This is a genomic window from Ralstonia flaminis (genome assembly GCF_958415495.1).
GTDB classification, from domain to species: Bacteria; Pseudomonadota; Gammaproteobacteria; order Burkholderiales; family Burkholderiaceae; genus Ralstonia; species Ralstonia flaminis.
Map to the genome: position 1 here is coordinate 32,101 of NZ_CATZLL010000016.1, position 17,649 is coordinate 49,749.

The window sequence follows — 17,649 nt, forward strand, 5'->3', positions numbered from 1 at the left end:
TTTCTGGCGCGGTATCATGCGCCGCCTTCGCCCCTAGCCGCCTTTGGCATCCACTTCTGCGACTGCCCGAATGAAGCCCAGCATGCTGTCCAAGCTCGACCAACTGGCCGAGCGCACCGTCGAAATCAACGCGCTGCTCGCGCGCGAAGACGCCACCGCCAACCTCGATCAATACCGCAAGCTCACGCGCGAACACGCCGAGCTGGAACCCGTGGTTGCGCAATTCGCCGCGTGGAAGCAGGCCGAGGATGACATTGCCACCGCGCAGGAGTTGCTGGCCGATCCGGACATGAAGGCATTTGCCGAAGACGAACTTCGCGCCGCGCGTGACCGGATGGAAGCGCTCGAAAGCGAACTGCAGCGCCTGCTGCTGCCGAAAGACCCCAACGACCACCGCAACATCTTCGTGGAAATCCGCGCCGGCACGGGCGGCGATGAATCCGCTCTTTTCGCGGGCGACCTGCTGCGCATGTACACGCGCTTTGCCGAACGCCAGCGCTGGCAGGTCGAGATCGTGAGCGAATCCCCATCGGACTTGGGCGGCTATAAGGAAGTGATCGCGCGGCTGGTGGGCGAAGGCGCGTACTCGCGCCTGAAGTTCGAATCAGGCGGCCACCGCGTGCAGCGCGTGCCGGCCACCGAGGCGCAGGGGCGCATTCACACGTCCGCCTGCACCGTGGCGATCATGCCCGAGGCCGATGCACTGGCCGACATCCAGATCAACCCGGCGGACCTGCGCATCGACACCTTCCGTGCGTCCGGCGCGGGTGGTCAGCACATCAACAAGACGGACTCCGCCGTGCGCATCACCCACCTGCCGACCGGCCTGGTGGTGGAGTGCCAGGACGACCGCAGCCAGCACCGCAACAAGGACCGCGCCATGCAGGTCCTGGCCGCACGCCTGAAAGACCGCCAGGAGCGCGAAGCCCAGGCCAAGGAAGCCAGCGCGCGCAAAAGCCTGATCGGCTCGGGTGACCGCTCCGACCGCATCCGCACATACAACTTCCCGCAGGGCCGCGTGACCGACCACCGCATCAACCTGACGCTGTACAAGATCGACGCGATCATGGACGGTGACCTGGATGAACTGGTGGGCGCGCTGGCCGCCGAGCACCAGGCCGAACAGCTTGCTGCCCTGGGCGAGGACATCTAACGCGCTCGATTGTTAAAAAGCGGTCCTCTCGTAACATTCGCTTGCGTTTGATACAGCTTTGCACGGTGGCGTGCCGACTGCCCGTTCCTATAATCGACTTCGATCGCGCCGAGTGCGCCGCCGGTCGCACCCGGTGGTCATCTTCCCTGACAGGCGCGGCAACCACCACGACGATTAGGAGAATCTCAATGCGTACCCAACTGCTGGCCATCACCGTTGCCACCACCCTCGCCCTCGGCCTGGCTGCCTGCGGCAAGAAGGACGAAGCTCCGGCGGACGCCGCCAAGAGCGCGATCCAACAATCGGCCGATGCCGCCAAGAGCGCCGTCGACAGCGCCAGCAACGCCGTCGGCCAAGCCGCTTCCGGCGCACAAGCCACCATGGATGCTGCTTCCGGCGCAATGGCTGGGGCCAAAGACGCCGCTTCGGGTGCCATGACGCAAGCCAAGGACGCCATGAATCAAGCCAAGGATGCAGCCAAAGACGCCGCCAACAAGGCTGCCGATGTCGCCAAGGAAGGCGCCGACAAGGTCAAGGACGCCACCAAGCAATAAGCCGCACGCTTGGTTGCACTTGCCTGACGGGCCCGGATACTCGGGCCCGTGTTATTTTGTGCGCCCGATCTTTGCCGTAGCCGCCCCACCGTGTCGCCCGTCTCCGTGATTCCGCCCGAAACCCTGGCTCGCGTGGCCGATGCACTGGCCGCCCTCACGCGCGCCGGCCTGCCTGCGCTGGAGGCCCGCATGCTGGTCTCGCACGCGACCGGCCTGTCGCGCGTACAGCTCATCACGCAAGACACGTATGGCATTGACGAGGCCGTGCGCCAACAGCTCAGCGAACTCGCCGCACGCCGCCTGGCCGGCGAGCCGATGGCCTATCTGCTGGGCGATCGTGAATTCTTTGGCCGCACGTTCAAGGTAACGCCAGCGGTACTGATCCCGCGTCCCGATACCGAACTGCTGGTCGAACAGGCACTGGATCGCATCGAAGAACGCGACGCCCCCGATGTACTGGATATGGGCACCGGCAGCGGCATCATCGCCATCACCATTGCGCTGGCACGGCGCGATGCATGCGTATGGGCCACCGATGCCTCAGCCGATGCGCTGGCCGTGGCGATGGGCAACGCGCAAGCGCTCGGCGCCGCGAACCTGCATGCTGCACTGGGCGACTGGTACGGCGCGCTGGCCGAAACCGACGCGCCACACGTCTTCGATCTGATCGTCAGCAACCCACCCTACATCGCCGCCACCGACGAACACCTCGGCCAGGGCGACCTGCGCTTCGAACCCCCCAGCGCCCTCACCGATCACGACGATGGCCTGCGGCATCTGCGCACCATCGTCAGCGGCGCCCCGGCATGCCTGGCGGCCGACGGCTGGCTGCTGCTCGAACACGGCTACGACCAGGGCGAGGCCGTGCGCGCATTGCTAACGCAGGCGGGCTTTGCCGATGTCTTCACCGCACAGGATCTGGCGAGCCACGATCGCTGCAGCGGCGGACGCTGGCCGACCGCCAAAACCCCGGCCTGAAACGGCGCAGGCCGAATCTCGCTAAAATAGGTGGGTTTTCCAATGCGGATGCGGCAGCCGTCGCCTCCCCTTACCGAATCGAGTCTCCCCATGAGCACCACGCACGAAAAGATCGACCAGATCGTCAAAGGCCACCCCGTTGTCCTCTTCATGAAGGGCACGGCGCAATTTCCGATGTGCGGCTTCTCGGGCCGCGCCATCCAGATCCTGAAGGCCTGCGGCGTGGATCAGCCGCACACCGTCAACGTGCTGGAAGACGACGAGATCCGCCAGGGCATCAAGGAATACGCCAACTGGCCGACCATTCCGCAGCTCTACGTGAAGGGCGAATTCATCGGTGGCTCGGACATCATGATGGAGATGTACCAGAGCGGCGAACTGCAGCCGCTGCTGGCGGCCTGATTGCCGATCACTCAACGCGTCCTCATTTCAGCGTGACCGCGCCTGTATCCTCCGCCCGATCCGCCACCGTTGATGCGCAGCGCACGCGCCGCATCATCGTGGCGATCACGGGTGCGTCGGGGGCAATCTACGGCGTGCGGCTGCTGCAGGTTCTGCAGGAGTTGCGTGCATCAGCGGGGGTGGAATCGCACCTGCTGATGTCGCCTGCAGGGCTGATGAACGTGCAGCACGAGCTGCACATGACGCGCGAAGAAGTGGAAGCGCTCGCGCACGTGGTGCATAACGTGCGCGACATCGGCGCGACGATTGCCAGCGGCTCATTCGCTGCCGAGGCGATGGTGGTGGCGCCGTGCTCAATGAGAACACTGGCGGCCGTCGCGCACGGCCTGTCGGACAACCTCATTGCGCGCGCGGCAGATGTCACGCTCAAGGAGCGCCGCCGCCTGATCCTGATGGTGCGCGAAACGCCACTGAACCTCGCGCACCTGCGCAACATGACGGCCGTGACCGAGATGGGCGGCATCGTTTTCCCGCCCGTGCCGGGCTTCTACCAGCGCCCCAAGACCATCGACGACCTGGTCGACCACACGGTGGGGCGCGTGCTCGATTTGCTGGGCCTGCCGCAGACGCTGGCGCCGGGCTGGCCGGGGCTGCATTCGGTCGACTAGCCCACCCGCTTGCCGCGAATCAACGGCGACCGCCGTGGTAGTTGAAGTACACCGACGGTCCCCAATAACCGTAACCGCCGTAGTAAGCCGGATAGGCCGGATAGGCCGGCGCCGCGTAGACCGGTGCGGGCGCAACCGCCACCGGTGCCGGATACACCGCACACCCCCCAAGCGTCGCAGCCAACAGGGCCAAAGCCACGATTTTCATGATTAGCGTCCTTCGGCCCCGTCAATGAGGCCATGCGGACGTTATAAGCCGGTGCGGGCGACGCCGGGGTCATGCGGGTGTAAAGGATGTAACGGGACACTACGCGTGTGTGTCCGTAAGCGCACTACTGTGGCGTCGCCTTCCCCGTGGCTGGCTTGCCCGATGCGGCAGGCACCGATGCCGCCACACCGGAAGCCGGCTTGGGCGCATCGGGGTCCACTTCTGCGCGCATCTGGTCCATCACTGCACCAGCGCGCGGCGCCCAGAGAAACTCCACCGTACCGTTCTGCGGTTCTTCGGGAATCGCATACATCGTCACGATGGTCTGATGTCCCGCCCAACGCGCGCGCAGTGAATCGACCGTCTTGCCCGACTTCAGCTTGAGCGGCGCCTTGCCTTCCTGCGCAGGCTTGCCATAGCGATCGGACAGCGCCTGGAAGATGCGCTGCTCAGTATCCACACCGCGCGTGGGCACGAACATGCCGGCGATGTTGCCGTCCTGGTCGATCAGCAGCACCGCCTGAGGGCCGTCCATCAGCTCAGGACGTTTTGCCGACGGCACCCCCAGCGAGCGCGTGCGACCGTGCGATTCCAGTGTGTCGGAACAGTATTCGGAGACATCCTTGCCGCCCGCGGCGCGCACGTCTTCGCACGAGGGCAGCTTGCGCAGCGGCTTGCCGAGCGGGAAGGCATCGAGCAACACGGCCACGTCATCCGGATCACGCACCGCCTTGGCCGGTGCTGCGGCCTTGGGTGCCGCCTTGGCCGCAGATGCAGCAAACGCCACTGGCGCCAGCAGCGAGGTCGAGAAAGCGAGCGCTACAGCGCCGCGCGTCCAGCAAGTCATGCGAACTCCATGAAGGAAAGAGCCGAGAGTGTGCCATGCACGCATGGCGGGCGATGGCGAACGCGATTCTGACCCGACGGGCGGGGTCGCGTTCCCTCGCACGACAGGCTGCCCCAACGAAAAGACGAGGCTTACACGCAACTTGACACGGTTATGGGCGGAATACCGGCGGAAACGTTATCAAAATGTTGCCGGTTTTGATCTCGTAAAGGTCCGGCGGGTAAAATCCCGGGGGCACAGACGAATGATCGGCAGGCCCAAGCATCACTTTCCCCCAACCTGCCGCACAGTACGCGATCTCATTTTGAACACTCCCGACGCTGTTCCCTTCCATTCCAGCCCGTCCCGCCGGACTCGCTCGCTTGCCGGCTATGCACGGCTGGCTGTGGGCCTGCTGGCACTGGCTTCGGCACATGCGGCTCTGGCCTTCGGCTTCAATGACGTGGCCGTACGCGCCAAGCAACTGGCGACCAAGCCCTACCAAGCCCCGACCGAAACGCTGCCACGCCAGTTGCGCGAACTTCGCTACGATCAGTACCGTGAGATCCGCTTCAAGTCGGACCAAGCCTACTGGCGCCGCGACAAGCTGCCGTTCGAACTCGGCTTCTTCCATGAAGGCTCGTACTACGACCAGCCGGTGAAGATCAACGAGGTCTCGCCGGCCGGCATACGCGAGATTCGCTTCGACCCGCGCCTGTTCGACTACGGCCCGGTCAAGCTGGACGCCAAGCAACTGCAGCACCTGGGTTTTGCCGGCTTCCGCGTGCACTACGCGATGAACACGCCCAAGTACAAGGACGAAGTGATCGTCTTCCTGGGCGCGTCGTACTTCCGCGCGATCGGCAAGAACCAGGTCTATGGCCTCTCCGCGCGCGGCCTGGCCATCGACACCGCGCTCAACTCGGGCGAGGAATTCCCCCGCTTCACCGATTTCTGGATCGAGCGCCCGGCGGCCAATGCCAAGGAGTTGACGGTCTATGCGCTGCTGAATTCGCGCCGCGCCACGGGTGCGTACCGCTTCGTCATCAAGCCCGGTACCGACACGGTGGTCGACGTAAAGGCGCAGGTCTACATGCGCGAAAACGTCAGCAAGCTGGCCATTGCCCCGCTCACCAGCATGTTCTTCTTTGGCGAGAACCAGCCGGCCAGCGCGCTGGACTTCCGCCCCGAGGTGCATGACTCCGACGGCCTGTCGGTGCTCTCCGGCACGGGTGAATGGATCTGGCGACCGCTGACGAATCCCAAGCGCCTACTGGTCAGTTCGTTCTCGACCACCAACCCGGGCGGCTTCGGCCTGATGCAGCGCGACCGCGCGTTCTCCAGCTACGAAGAGATCGGCGACCGCTACGAACTGCGCCCGAGCACCTGGATCGAGCCCGTGGGCAAGTGGGGCGCCGGCCGCGTGGAGCTCGTGCAGATTCCGACGCCAGACGAGACCAACGACAACGTGGTTGCCTACTGGGTGCCCGAGAACCCGCCCAAGCCGCAGCAGCCGTACAACTTCGAGTACCGCATGCTGTGGCAGAAAGACGGCGACAAGAAGCCAGCGCTGTCCTGGGTCACGCAGACACGCCGCTCGCACGGCTGGACCACCAAGCGCCCAGATGAGCGCAAGCCCGACGACACGATCGCCTTCGTGGTCGATTTTGAAGGCCCGGCGCTGGCCAAGCTGCCGCCCAATGCACCGGTCGAACCGGTGTTCTCGGCAGATGCCAACGGCAAGATCGAATCGATCTTTGGCCAACCCAACACCGCGACCGGCGGCTGGCGCGTGACCGTGCGCCTCAAGCGGGTCGACGACGACAAACCCATCGAGCTGCGCGGCTACCTGCGCAGCGGCGGTACCGGAATTTCTGAGACGTGGAGCTACCTGCTACCGCCGGGCTGAACGTGACGACAGCCCAGAATGGCGGCACAGCCGCCTCCGCCAGCCCGGCCACGATGCCCTCTCCCGAGTCCGTGGCCGATCGCTATCTTGAGGCGCTTCCGCTCGCTGCCGAGGCGCGCGCTGCGCTCGTACGTGATGCGGCCATTGCGGCGGGTGACGATGATGCGGCGGCGCTTGCCAAACTGCACCGCGCGCTGGCCAAGCTCGACCCGGCGCAGACGACTTCGCTCGAAGCCGAGGCACCGGCTTACGCATCAGTAGGTACGCGCCTGGACGCCGCCTACGGCGCCACGCGCGCTGATGCCGCATCGACGGAGCCGGCTGCCGAACCTGCACCGCCGGTCGAACACGACAACGAAGGCCGTATCCACCTGGACACCGGCCCCACGCCCGCCCGTCGTTCGATGGTGCCTTGGCCGTGGGTGCTCGGGCCGATCTGGCGCGCACGCAACGCCTTTGACCGCTGGATGCACGGCGGCAAAAAGCCCCAGCCCTATGAAGCACCCGATTCGCCGGACCCAAAGGGCATCTGGCGTTTTGTCGGCGCACGCCGCCGCCTGACGCTGCTCGCGCTGATGATTGCGCAGACCGTCGCCGCCACCTGGGCGATGAGCACGGTGCTGCCGTATCACGGTCACGACTGGCTTGAGGCCATCATCATCGTGCTGTTTGCGGTGCTGTTCTGCTGGGTGTCGGCAGGGTTCTGGACGGCCATCACCGGCTTCCTGCTGCTGGCCTTCCATGGGGACCGCTTCGTCATCTCGCGCCGCGCCTCGCCCGATGCCGTGATTCCGGACGATGCACGTACCGCCATCGTCATGCCGATCTGCAATGAGGATGTGCAGCGCGTGTTCGCGGGCCTGCGCGCGACATACGAATCGCTGGAGCGTACGGGGCATCTGGAGCACTTCGATTTCTTCGTGCTGTCAGACTCCGGCGACGCGGACATCCGCACCGCAGAGGCCGACGCCTGGCTGCACATCTGCCGAGCGCTCGATGGCTTTGGCCGTATCTTCTACCGCTGGCGCCGCCACCGCGTGAAGCGCAAGAGCGGCAACATCGACGATTTCTGCCGGCGCTGGGGCGGCAAATACCGCTACATGATCGTGCTCGACGCCGACAGCGTGATGAGCGGCGATTGCCTGACGCGTCTGGTGCAATTGATGGAAGGCGCACCGTCCGCCGGCATCATCCAGACCGCGCCGCGTGCTGCCGGGCGCGATACGCTGTACGCACGTATCCAGCAGTTCGCCACGCGCGTGTACGGGCCGCTGTTCACCGCCGGCCTGCACTACTGGCAACTCGGTGAATCGCACTACTGGGGCCACAACGCCATCATCCGGCTGGACCCGTTCATCAAGCACTGCGCGCTCGCGCCGATTCCGGGCAAGGGCTCGCTGTCGGGCGAGATCATGTCGCACGACTTTGTCGAAGCCGCGCTGATGCGCCGCGCCGGCTGGGCCGTGTGGATCGCCTACGACCTGGACGGCAGCTACGAAGAGATGCCGCCCAACCTGCTCGACGAGCTGGGCCGCGACCGCCGCTGGTGCCACGGCAACCTGATGAACTTCCGCCTGTTCGGCGCACCGGGCTTCCACCGCGTGCACCGCGCGGTATTCATCACCGGGGTGATGGCGTATCTGTCGGCGCCGCTGTGGTTCCTGTTCCTGCTGCTCTCCACCGCGCTACTGGCCAAGCACACGCTGATCGCGCCGGAGTACTTCACGCAGCCGCGCCAGCTCTTCCCGATCTGGCCGGAGTGGCATCCGGAAAAGGCCGCCGCGCTATTCTCGGCCACCGCCACCGTGCTGTTCCTGCCGAAGATCCTCAGCGTGCTGGTGCTGTGGGCACAGGGGCCGAAGCGCTTCGGCGGCGCACTGCATCTGGCGGCGTCGATGGTGATCGAAGCCGCGTTCTCGGTGCTCGCTGCACCCGTGCGCATGCTGTTCCACACGCGTTTTGTGACGGCCGCCTTTCTTGGCTGGAAGGTGCACTGGAAATCGCCCCCGCGTGAAGACGCACAGACGCACTGGAGCGACGCGGTGCGCCGCCATGGCCTGCACACGGTCATCGGCGTCGTCTGGGCAGGCATCGTCTACTGGCTGAACCCGAGCTTCCTTTGGTGGCTGTCGCCAGTGGTCGGGGCGCTGATCGTGTCGATCCCACTATCGGTGCTCTCGAGCCGCGTGAGCCTGGGCCGGCGCATGCGCCGCCTGCACCTGTTCATGATCCCCGAGGAAGTGCGGCCGCCGCGCGAGCTGCGCGCCACGCGCAAGCATCTGCGCAATGCGCCGCCCACGCCCGACTTCCGTCAGGCCGTGGTTGACCCCGTGACCAACGCGCTGATGTGCGCAGTTGCGACGACGCGCTTTCCGCAAGACAAGCGTCTGGTGGCAGTGCGTGAGGCGCACGTGCGTCATGCGCTGGAGGTCGGCCCCGACAAGCTCACTGGCAAGCAAAAGCTGGTGCTGCTGTCGGATCCGTTCTCGCTGTCAGCGCTGCACTTGGCGGTGTGGTCGTCACCTGAGCAGCGTGCGGCTTGGGAGCCTGCGCAAAGCTGACCGACCCGCCCCCCCTGAACTACCGCGCCCCACCAGCGTCTTGCCGGTGGGGCGTTTTACTTTCCGTTACATCCGTAGGATTTGCGTATCACCTGATCGGGCTTGCGGTTCATAGAATGGCTTCACGAACCTGATACACGAAGTCGTCGGCAATCTTGCCCGGCCTCGCAACCGAAGGAGAAGCATCATGAAACGCACACTGCTCGCATTCGTTCTGGGTGGCGCCGCGCTGTGCGCCTCGACGGCGGCGCTGGCGCATGTGGATGTCGGCGTGGCGATCGGCGTGCCTGCGCCGGTCTACGTGGCCCCGGCGCCTGTGTACGCACCGCCCCCGGTCTATCGCCCGGCTCCGGTCTACTACGCACCGGCACCGGTGGTCTACGGTGGTGGTTACTACCGTGGCCGTGACGACTGGCGTGAACGTGAATGGCGCCGTCACGAATGGCGTGAGCGCGAATGGCGCCACGACAATGGCTGGCACCGCGGCTGGGATCGCTGAGACCCGCCGATCAACGGAAACAGGCAAACGGGCCGCTCACACGAGCGGCCCGTTGCTTTTGCACGCGACGCCCCGCATGCATCGCAAACCGACCTATGCTGACGTAGCGGCCACTGCAATCCCGCCGCCCGGCCGCACAGCACACGGGAGGACGCCATGTCGATCTCCAGCACCCTCGACGGCTGCCTGCGCAGCAAAGGCTGCCTGTACGAGGTGATTCGCCATCCGCATACCCACACCAGCACAGAAACCGCGCAATCCGCGCATGTCCCGGGGGACCGTCTGGCCAAGACGCTGTTGCTTGAGGACAAGCTCGGCTATGTCGCGGCTGTGTTGCCGTCGACATATCACCTGCATCTGTCGGAGCTGCAAAAGGCATCGGGCCGCGACGACCTGACGTTGGCCGATGAATCCGAGCTGCGCGAAGTCTTCAAGGACTGCGATGCCGGTGCCGTACCGCCAGTGGGCATGGCTTATGGCATGCCGACGTATCTCGACAGCAGCCTGATGACCCATCGCGACGTCTACTTTGAAGCCGGAGACCATGAGAACGTCGTGCACATGGACATGGATCAGTTCATGGCGCTGATGCGCGACGCAAAGACCGCGCACTTCGCCTATCGGATGCAGGGCATCCTGTTTTGACGGGAGGCCATCATGGCCGACGACGTCGTCATCACGGCCCGCAACAACGGGCCGTATCACATCAAGGGCGCGTTTCACATCGTCACCCAGGGCGGGCGCGAGTTGCCGGTGGAGGACGGCCAGGCATGGCTGTGCCGCTGTGGGCACTCGTTGAACAAGCCGTTCTGCGACGGCTCGCACAAGCGCGCCGAGTTCGATAACGATCTCGACGCGCCGCCCACGGTCGAGGCAGATCGCTCACCGTAGACCGGGATGCGGGCATGCGAGCAACAAAGCTGCCCGCATCCCGCTTAACGCACGACCGGCTTGTAGCGGATGCGCTTGGGCTTGGCACCCTCTTCGCCCAGACGCTTCTTCTTGTCGGCTTCGTATTCCTGGTAGTTGCCCGGGAAGAATTCGACGTGCGAGTCGCCTTCAAACGCGATGATGTGCGTGGCGATGCGGTCGAGGAACCAGCGATCGTGCGAGATCACCATCACGCTGCCGGCAAACTCCAGCAGCGCGTCTTCCAGTGCGCGCAGCGTTTCCACGTCGAGGTCGTTCGACGGTTCGTCCAGCAGCAGCACATTGCCGCCCGAGATCAGCGTCTTGGCCAGGTGCAGGCGCCCGCGCTCACCGCCCGACAGCGTTCCGACATGCTTCTGCTGGTCACCGCCCTTGAAGTTGAAGCGGCCGATATATGCGCGCGATGGCGTCTCATAACGGCCGACCGTCAGGATGTCGGAGCCGTTCGAGATTTCTTCGAACACGGTCTTGTCGGCGGACAGTGCATCGCGGCTCTGGTCCACATAGGCCAGCTTGACCGTCGGGCCGATCTTGATGGTGCCCGAGTCCGGCTGCTCCTTGCCCGTGAGCATGCGGAACAACGTCGACTTACCTGCACCGTTCGGACCGATGATGCCGACGATGGCGCCCGGCGGAATCGTGAAGCTGAGATTGTCGATCAGCAGGCGATCGCCGTAGCTCTTGCTGACGTTCTCGAACTCGATCACTTCATTGCCCAGACGCTCGCCAGCTGGGATGAAGATTTCCTGTGTTTCGTTGCGCTTTTGGTATTCCTGGCTGTTCAGCTCGTCAAAGCGGGCCAGACGCGCCTTCGATTTGGCCTGACGGCCCTTCGGGTTCTGGCGCACCCACTCCAGTTCCTTCTTCAGCGCCTTCTGGCGTGCCGACTCGCTCGACTCTTCCTGCTTCAGGCGGGTCTCTTTCTGGTCGAGCCACGAGCTGTAGTTGCCCTTCCAGGGGATGCCGTGACCACGGTCGAGTTCGAGAATCCACTCGGCGGCGTTGTCGAGGAAGTAGCGATCGTGGGTCACGGCCACCACCGTGCCCGGAAAGCGCGTGAGGAACTGTTCAAGCCAGTCCACCGATTCCGCATCCAGGTGGTTGGTCGGCTCGTCGAGCAACAGCATGTCGGGGCGCGAGAGCAGCAGCTTGCACAGCGCCACTCGGCGCTTTTCACCGCCCGAGAGATGTTCGATCTTGGCGTCCCACGGCGGCAGGCGCAGCGCGTCGGCGGCGATTTCCAACTGCAGTTCAAGGTTGTCGCCCGAACCGGCGGCAATGATAGCCTCCAGACGGGCCTGTTCTTCGGCCAGCTTGTCGAAGTCGGCGTCCGGCTCGGCATAGGCAGCGTAGATGGCTTCGAGCTGCTTCTGTGCGTCCACCACCTCACCCAGGCCGCTCTCGACTTCCTCGCGCACGGTCTTGGCGGGATCGAGCTGCGGCTCCTGCGGCAGGTAGCCAATGTTCAGGTTGGGCATCGGCGTGGCTTCGCCCTCGATATCCTTGTCGAGGCCGGCCATGATCTTGAGCACGGTCGACTTGCCCGAGCCGTTCAAGCCCAGCACACCAATCTTGGCGCCGGGGAAGAAGGACAGCGAGATGTCCTTGAGAATCTGACGCTTGGGCGGAACGATCTTGCCCACGCGGTTCATGGTGAAAACGTACTGTGACATGGCGGAATTGCGAGGGGAAACGCAGAAATGGGGAACCCATCGAGTTTAACAAAGCCGGAGCCCGGCAAACCCAAGGCGTAAGGCCGCACGGGCAAAAGAAAAGGCGCCCACCAGGGGCGCCCTTCCGATGCAGCGAGAAGCCGCTCTCGTTACATCGTCATCATGTTGGCGTTCATGTTGTGCATGACCCACAGCGAACCGACAACGACGATCGCCAGAATCAGCAGCGTGAACAGGAAGGCCATCACGTTCCAGCGCTGGGCGGACGAACCGTCCAGGTGCAGGAAATAGATCAGGTGCACGACGATCTGCACGACCGCCAGCGCCATCACCGTCACCAGCACGGTGCCGTGCGAGTAACCGCCGTCCATGACCATCTTGAACGGGATGGCCGTCAGGATCACCGCCAGCACGAAGCCGATCAGGTAACCCTTGATAGTGGCATGGCCGGCGCCGCCGGCAGCATGACCGTGACCCTCGCCGTGGGCGACGGGGGTCGAAACGTTAGTCTGTTCCATTTACATCGCTCCCAGCAGATACACGACGGTGAACACGCCGATCCACACCACGTCCAAGAAGTGCCAGAACAGGGAGAGGCACGACAGGCGGGTCGTTTGGGTCGGGGTCAGGCCCTTGGCGGCGATCTGCCACATCATGACGATGATCCACAGCATGCCGCTCGCCACGTGCAGGCCGTGCGTGCCGACCAGCAGGAAGAACGACGACAGGAACGCGCTGCGGTTCGGGCCCGCACCTTCAGCGATCAGGTGATGGAATTCGTTGATTTCCATGCCGACAAATGCGGCGCCCAGCAGCAAGGTGATGCCCAGCCACAGCATCACGTGATCCTTGCGGCCGTTCTGCACGCTGATCATCACCATGCCGTAGGTGATGGACGACACCAGCAGGATGCCGGTTTCGATCGCCACGTACGACAGGTCGAAGAGCTCCTTGCCCGTCGGGCCGCCCGCCGTCGCGCCGCGCAGCACGCAGAACGTAGCGAACAGCGACGCGAAGATGATCAAGTCGCTCATCAGGTACACCCAGAAGCCGAAGACCTTGGTGTCTGCGACGTCGTGGTGGTGCGCATGGTCATGCGCGTGGTCGTGGCCGTGCGCGTGACCGTGCGCGGCGTGACCGTCTAGAACATTGGAAGCCATGGTTTAAGCCTGCGAACCGATACGTTGGAAGTAGGCCGACTCGGTCTCGTGGACCTCGTGAGCGGGCACGTAGTAATCGACGTCGTCGTCGTTACTGCGGAGGATGAAGCTGCCGATCATGCCGACCAGACCCAGCACGGCCATCCACCAGATGTGCCAGATCAGCGCGAAGCCCATCACGATCGAGAACATGCCGATGAAGAAGCCGGCGCCGGTGTTCTTCGGCATGTGGATCTTCTCGTAGCTGGCCGCCACTTGCGTCGGCACTTCACCGCGTGCCTTCATGTCGGCGAAGGCGTCGATGTCACGCACCACCGGCAGGGTCGGGAAGTTGTAGTGCGCCGGCGGCGACGAAGTCGCCCACTCCAGCGTACGGCCACCCCACGGATCACCCGTCAGGTCAGCCAGCGCATGGCGGTTGCGGATGCTGACGAAGATCTGGATCAGTTGCGAGGCAATGCCGCAGGCGATGATCGCAGCGCCGATCACGGCGACGATCAGCCACGGCTGCCATGCCGGATTGTCGGTATGGTTCAGACGACGCGTCATGCCCATGAAGCCGAGCACGTACAGCGGCATGAAGGCGGTGTAGAAGCCCACGAACCAGCACCAGAAGGCACGCTTGCCCCACTTCTCGTCGAGCTTGAAGCCGAAGGCCTTCGGGAACCAGTACGTGATACCGGCCAGGTAACCGAACACCACGCCACCGATGATGGTGTTGTGGAAGTGAGCGATCAGGAACAGGCTGTTGTGCAGCAAGAAGTCAGCGCCCGGCACGGCCAGCAGCACGCCGGTCATCCCGCCGATCACGAAGGTGATCATGAAGCCGATCGTCCACAGCATCATCGAGTTCAGCTCGACGCGGCCACGGTACATCGTGAACAGCCAGTTGAAGATCTTCACGCCCGTCGGGATCGAGATGATCATCGTGGCGATACCGAAGAACGCGTTGACGTTCGCACCCGAGCCCATGGTGAAGAAGTGGTGCAGCCACACCAGGAACGACAGCACGGTAATACCGGCGGTTGCCCACACCATCGACGTGTAGCCGAACAGCTTCTTGCGCGAGAACGTCGAGACGATTTCCGAGAACATGCCGAACGCCGGCAGGATCAGGATGTACACCTCGGGGTGGCCCCAGATCCAGATCAGGTTCACGTACAGCATGGCGTTGCCGCCCAGCTCGTTCGTGAAGAAGTGCATGTCCAGATAGCGGTCAGCACCCAGCAGCGCCAGCGCCACGGTCAGCACCGGGAAGGCGGCAACCACCAGGATCATCGAGCACAGCGACGTCCAGGTGAAGATCGGCATGCGCATCAGGGTCATGCCCGGCGCGCGCATCTTGAAGATGGTCGCGACGAAGTTCACCCCGGTCAGCAACGTGCCCAACCCGGATATCTGCAAGGCCCAGATGTAGTAGTCGACCCCCACGCCCGGGCTGTATGCCAGCTCCGACAGCGGCGGGTATGCCAGCCAACCCGTGCGAGCGAATTCACCCACGCCCAGCGACACGTTGATCAGCACCACGCCGGCAGCAGCCAGCCAGAACGACAGCGTGTTCAGGAACGGGAACGCCACATCGCGCGCGCCAATCTGCAGCGGCACGATCAGGTTGATCAGGCCCGTCATCAGCGGCATGGCCATGAAGAAGATCATGATCACGCCGTGCGCGGTAAAGATCTGGTCGTAGTGCTCAGGCGGCAGATAGCCGGCACCGCCGCCCGAGGCGACCGCCAGTTGCGAGCGCATCATGATGGCGTCGGCAAAGCCGCGCAGCAGCATCACGATGGCCAGAATGCAGTACATCACGCCGATCTTCTTGTGATCGACCGAGGTGATCCACTCATTCCAGAGGTATGTCCACTTCTTGAAGTAGGTGATCAGGCCAAACAGGCCCGCGCCACCCAGCAGAATGGCCGAGACCGTCACGACCACGATGGGCTCGTGCAGCGGAATGGCCTCCAGACTCAACTTGCCAAACATCGTCAACTCCTAGGAATTCTTGGCCGTGCCCTTGGGCGCCGGCAGGGCGGACTGCACCGGCAGCGGACGCGTTGCCGCGTCAGCCGTTTCCACCGTGCAGTTGGCGCCTTGGAGCGCCTCGTCGAGCGTCAGGACCTTGTCCGAGTCGCCCATGTATTTGTGCAGGATGCTGTGATACAGCGCCGGGTCCACCGAGGCGTACACCGCCGGCGGCACCTTCTCGCTCGGCTTGGACAGCTCTGCGTAGCCTTCCTTGGTCAGAACCTGCGGCGCGCTGCGGACCTGCTTGACCCAGGCGTCGAACTCTTCGTTCGTCATGGCCGTGGCCTTGAACTTCATGCCCGTGAAACCCTGGCCGCTGTAGTTCGACGACATGCCATCAAACACGCCGGTCTCGTTGGCGATCAGGTGCAGCTTGGTCTGCATGCCCGCCATGGCGTACACCTGGCTGCCGAGCTGCGGGATGAAGAACGCGTTCATCACCGTGTCGGACGTGATCTTGAAGTTGATCGGGGTGTTAGCCGGGAACGCGAGCTGGTTGACCGTCGCGATCTTCAGTTCCGGATAGATGAACAGCCACTTCCAGTCGAGCGAAACAGCCTCGACGGTGATCGGCTTGACGTCTGATTCGATCGGCTTGTACGGATCGAGCGCATGCGTGGACTTGTAGGTGATCCAGCCCAGCACGACGATGATCAGGCACGGGATCAGCCACACCACCGCCTCGATGGCGTTGGAGTGCGACCAGTCCGGCTCGTAGCGTGCCTTCGTGTTGGTGGAGCGGTACTTCCACGCGAACACCAGCGTCATGATGATCACGGGAATGACCACCAGCAACATCAGGCCGGTTGCCACCAGGATCAGCGTCTTTTCTTCCGCCGCAATCATCCCCTTCGGGTCGAGGACCGTCAGGTTGCAGCCCGCCAGCAGGAGCGGGAGGCTTGCGGCCAGGAGCCGCTTCATATGTGGAACGAGTGTGTTCTTCATGTCTTGCACAGTTGCGCCGGCAATGCTTACCAACATCACGGGAGCCAAGCAGCCCATACAGCGGCCACAGGCAGATAAACGCGGGAAATGAGAAAAGACCGTGCTACCGGCACCTCGAAAGCGCTTAGGTGCAATAGCGGATCTTCGATCACATCAGGCGCCGGTCAGGGAGAAGCTGAACCCAGCGCACCCCGCCGAAGAGGCGGACTTCGACCATGGCTGACATGGACGAGGCTGAGCGCCGCCGCACCGCACAAGGCAGCGGACGACAGATCGGGGGCGGAAGGATTCGATGCAGGCACTACGTCAGGCGCTCGTTGGGGGAGCGCGGTTGGGAGTGGAATGCGGGCGCGATCTTACCGCCAGACAGCACTTCGGATTGCGTTATCTGCTCAGGCAAACAGAAATCGGGGCCGATTGACAAGTGGCGCCCTCCCCGCGCGGCTAGGGTTTACGCGGTTTTGCGGGTAAGCAAATCGAAAGTGGCTGTTGTTGCACTGCGACAATCAGCCACAGTGGTGCGCACCCGACGCTGACCCCAAATGTGCGCTCAAATGTTGAATTGATAATAAGAATACTTCTCATTTACAATTCAGCACTTTACCGCCCCGCATCACCGCCCGGTGTCCTGCGATTCCTCCGCCCCGCCCTTGCTCGCCGCACTGGTCCGTCACTACGACGAGCTGGTCGATCTGCTGCGCCGGCGCTTTGGCGCGGACCGGGGCTTTGCGCGGGATGTCGTGCATGACGTGTGCGTGAGCCTGCTCGCGGAACCGCCGCGCCAGCCAGTCGCGGCACCCGTGGCCTACCTGCGGCGCGCGACCGTCAACCTGGCGATCGACCGGCATCGCGTGGAAACGGCCCGCGGCGCGTGGGTCGAGTCCGCTGGCGAACTACCCGAACCCGCCGACGAAGCCCCCGGCCATGACCGCCACATCGACGCCGGCCGTGAGCTGGATCGCCTGTCGGAGGCCATTGCCCTGCTGCCGCCGCGCTGTCAGCAGGTGTTTGTGCTGCACAAGATCCACGAGATGCCACAGGCCGAGGTGGCGATAAGATTGGGGATTTCGCGCAAGGCGGTCGAAAAGCACATCCGGCTGGGCATGATGGCCTGCCGTACGGCGCTGGACCGCCCGGCCGCAGCACCACCGCGCTGAA

18 protein-coding genes are annotated in these 17,649 nt (G+C 64.0%); 11 read left to right on the forward strand and 7 right to left on the reverse strand.

What is annotated here, in order from left to right; genetic code table 11:
• The first annotated feature begins 70 nt into the window (after positions 1 to 70).
• The 5 genes from prfA (at position 71) to R2N11_RS21445 (ending at position 3,755) form a co-directional block, all read left to right on the forward strand.
• Positions 71 to 1,153, forward strand: a complete 1,083-nt coding sequence (prfA, locus tag R2N11_RS21425; protein WP_316682319.1) for a peptide chain release factor 1 — start codon at positions 71 to 73, stop codon at positions 1,151 to 1,153.
• 188 nt (positions 1,154 to 1,341) lie between these two features.
• On the forward strand, positions 1,342 to 1,707 hold the full coding sequence (locus R2N11_RS21430) for a hypothetical protein (RefSeq protein ID WP_316682320.1): 366 nt from the start codon (positions 1,342 to 1,344) through the stop codon (positions 1,705 to 1,707).
• A gap of 90 nt (positions 1,708 to 1,797) precedes the next feature.
• A complete protein-coding gene (prmC, locus tag R2N11_RS21435; protein ID WP_316682321.1) occupies positions 1,798 to 2,685 on the forward strand; it encodes a peptide chain release factor N(5)-glutamine methyltransferase in 888 nt (295 codons plus the stop codon).
• Positions 2,686 to 2,775: 90 nt separating this feature from the next.
• Positions 2,776 to 3,087 (forward strand): Grx4 family monothiol glutaredoxin, encoded by a 312-nt coding sequence (gene grxD, locus R2N11_RS21440; RefSeq protein WP_199031693.1) that lies wholly within the window; start codon positions 2,776 to 2,778, stop codon positions 3,085 to 3,087.
• Positions 3,088 to 3,119: 32 nt separating this feature from the next.
• Positions 3,120 to 3,755, forward strand: a complete 636-nt coding sequence (locus tag R2N11_RS21445) for a UbiX family flavin prenyltransferase (protein WP_316682322.1) — start codon at positions 3,120 to 3,122, stop codon at positions 3,753 to 3,755.
• A 19-nt stretch (positions 3,756 to 3,774) separates the two neighbouring features.
• Here R2N11_RS21445 and R2N11_RS21450 read toward each other — a convergent pair whose 3' ends face one another.
• Both R2N11_RS21450 and R2N11_RS21455 read right to left on the reverse strand, forming a co-directional pair.
• A complete protein-coding gene (locus tag R2N11_RS21450; protein WP_316682324.1) occupies positions 3,775 to 3,963 on the reverse strand; it encodes a hypothetical protein in 189 nt (62 codons plus the stop codon).
• 124 nt (positions 3,964 to 4,087) lie between these two features.
• Positions 4,088 to 4,810, reverse strand: coding sequence for a hypothetical protein (locus tag R2N11_RS21455; protein WP_316682326.1), 723 nt, complete (start codon positions 4,808 to 4,810; stop codon positions 4,088 to 4,090).
• Between the two features lie 304 nt (positions 4,811 to 5,114).
• On the opposite strand from R2N11_RS21455, the gene R2N11_RS21460 reads away from it, so the two are divergent.
• The 5 genes from R2N11_RS21460 (at position 5,115) to R2N11_RS21480 (ending at position 10,649) form a co-directional block, all read left to right on the forward strand.
• Positions 5,115 to 6,698, forward strand: a complete 1,584-nt coding sequence (locus R2N11_RS21460) for a glucan biosynthesis protein G (RefSeq protein ID WP_269848290.1) — start codon at positions 5,115 to 5,117, stop codon at positions 6,696 to 6,698.
• Positions 6,671 to 9,259: a glucans biosynthesis glucosyltransferase MdoH gene (gene mdoH, locus R2N11_RS21465; protein WP_316682328.1), complete on the forward strand. Its 2,589-nt coding sequence runs from the start codon at positions 6,671 to 6,673 to the stop codon at positions 9,257 to 9,259. Before R2N11_RS21460 ends, mdoH begins: the two co-directional genes overlap by 28 nt.
• A 187-nt stretch (positions 9,260 to 9,446) precedes the next feature.
• Positions 9,447 to 9,758, forward strand: a complete 312-nt coding sequence (locus R2N11_RS21470; RefSeq protein WP_199031689.1) for a PXPV repeat protein — start codon at positions 9,447 to 9,449, stop codon at positions 9,756 to 9,758.
• Between the two features lie 156 nt (positions 9,759 to 9,914).
• Entirely contained in the window at positions 9,915 to 10,403 is a 489-nt protein-coding gene (locus R2N11_RS21475; RefSeq protein ID WP_039598829.1) for an aminoacyl-tRNA deacylase, read from the forward strand.
• 12 nt (positions 10,404 to 10,415) lie between these two features.
• On the forward strand, positions 10,416 to 10,649 hold the full coding sequence (locus R2N11_RS21480; RefSeq protein WP_199031688.1) for a CDGSH iron-sulfur domain-containing protein: 234 nt from the start codon (positions 10,416 to 10,418) through the stop codon (positions 10,647 to 10,649).
• 44 nt (positions 10,650 to 10,693) lie between these two features.
• Here R2N11_RS21480 and ettA read toward each other — a convergent pair whose 3' ends face one another.
• From ettA to cyoA, 5 genes are all read right to left on the reverse strand, one after another.
• A complete protein-coding gene (gene ettA, locus R2N11_RS21485; RefSeq protein WP_199031687.1) occupies positions 10,694 to 12,361 on the reverse strand; it encodes an energy-dependent translational throttle protein EttA in 1,668 nt (555 codons plus the stop codon).
• 149 nt (positions 12,362 to 12,510) lie between these two features.
• The gene (locus R2N11_RS21490; RefSeq protein ID WP_199032010.1) at positions 12,511 to 12,879 is read right to left on the reverse strand and encodes a cytochrome o ubiquinol oxidase subunit IV; all 369 of its coding nucleotides are present in this window, start codon (positions 12,877 to 12,879) and stop codon (positions 12,511 to 12,513) included.
• Entirely contained in the window at positions 12,880 to 13,521 is a 642-nt protein-coding gene (gene cyoC / locus R2N11_RS21495; protein WP_199032009.1) for a cytochrome o ubiquinol oxidase subunit III, read from the reverse strand. It lies immediately after the preceding gene.
• 3 nt (positions 13,522 to 13,524) lie between these two features.
• Complete coding sequence (gene cyoB, locus R2N11_RS21500; protein WP_199032008.1) at positions 13,525 to 15,504, reverse strand: cytochrome o ubiquinol oxidase subunit I; 1,980 nt, start codon at positions 15,502 to 15,504, stop codon at positions 13,525 to 13,527.
• A 9-nt stretch (positions 15,505 to 15,513) separates the two neighbouring features.
• On the reverse strand, positions 15,514 to 16,467 hold the full coding sequence (gene cyoA, locus R2N11_RS21505) for a ubiquinol oxidase subunit II (protein WP_199032007.1): 954 nt from the start codon (positions 16,465 to 16,467) through the stop codon (positions 15,514 to 15,516).
• 647 nt (positions 16,468 to 17,114) lie between these two features.
• Between cyoA and R2N11_RS21510 the strand changes: the two genes are divergently transcribed.
• The gene (locus R2N11_RS21510) at positions 17,115 to 17,648 is read left to right on the forward strand and encodes an RNA polymerase sigma factor (RefSeq protein ID WP_316682329.1); all 534 of its coding nucleotides are present in this window, start codon (positions 17,115 to 17,117) and stop codon (positions 17,646 to 17,648) included.
• Position 17,649: the final 1 nt, after the last annotated feature.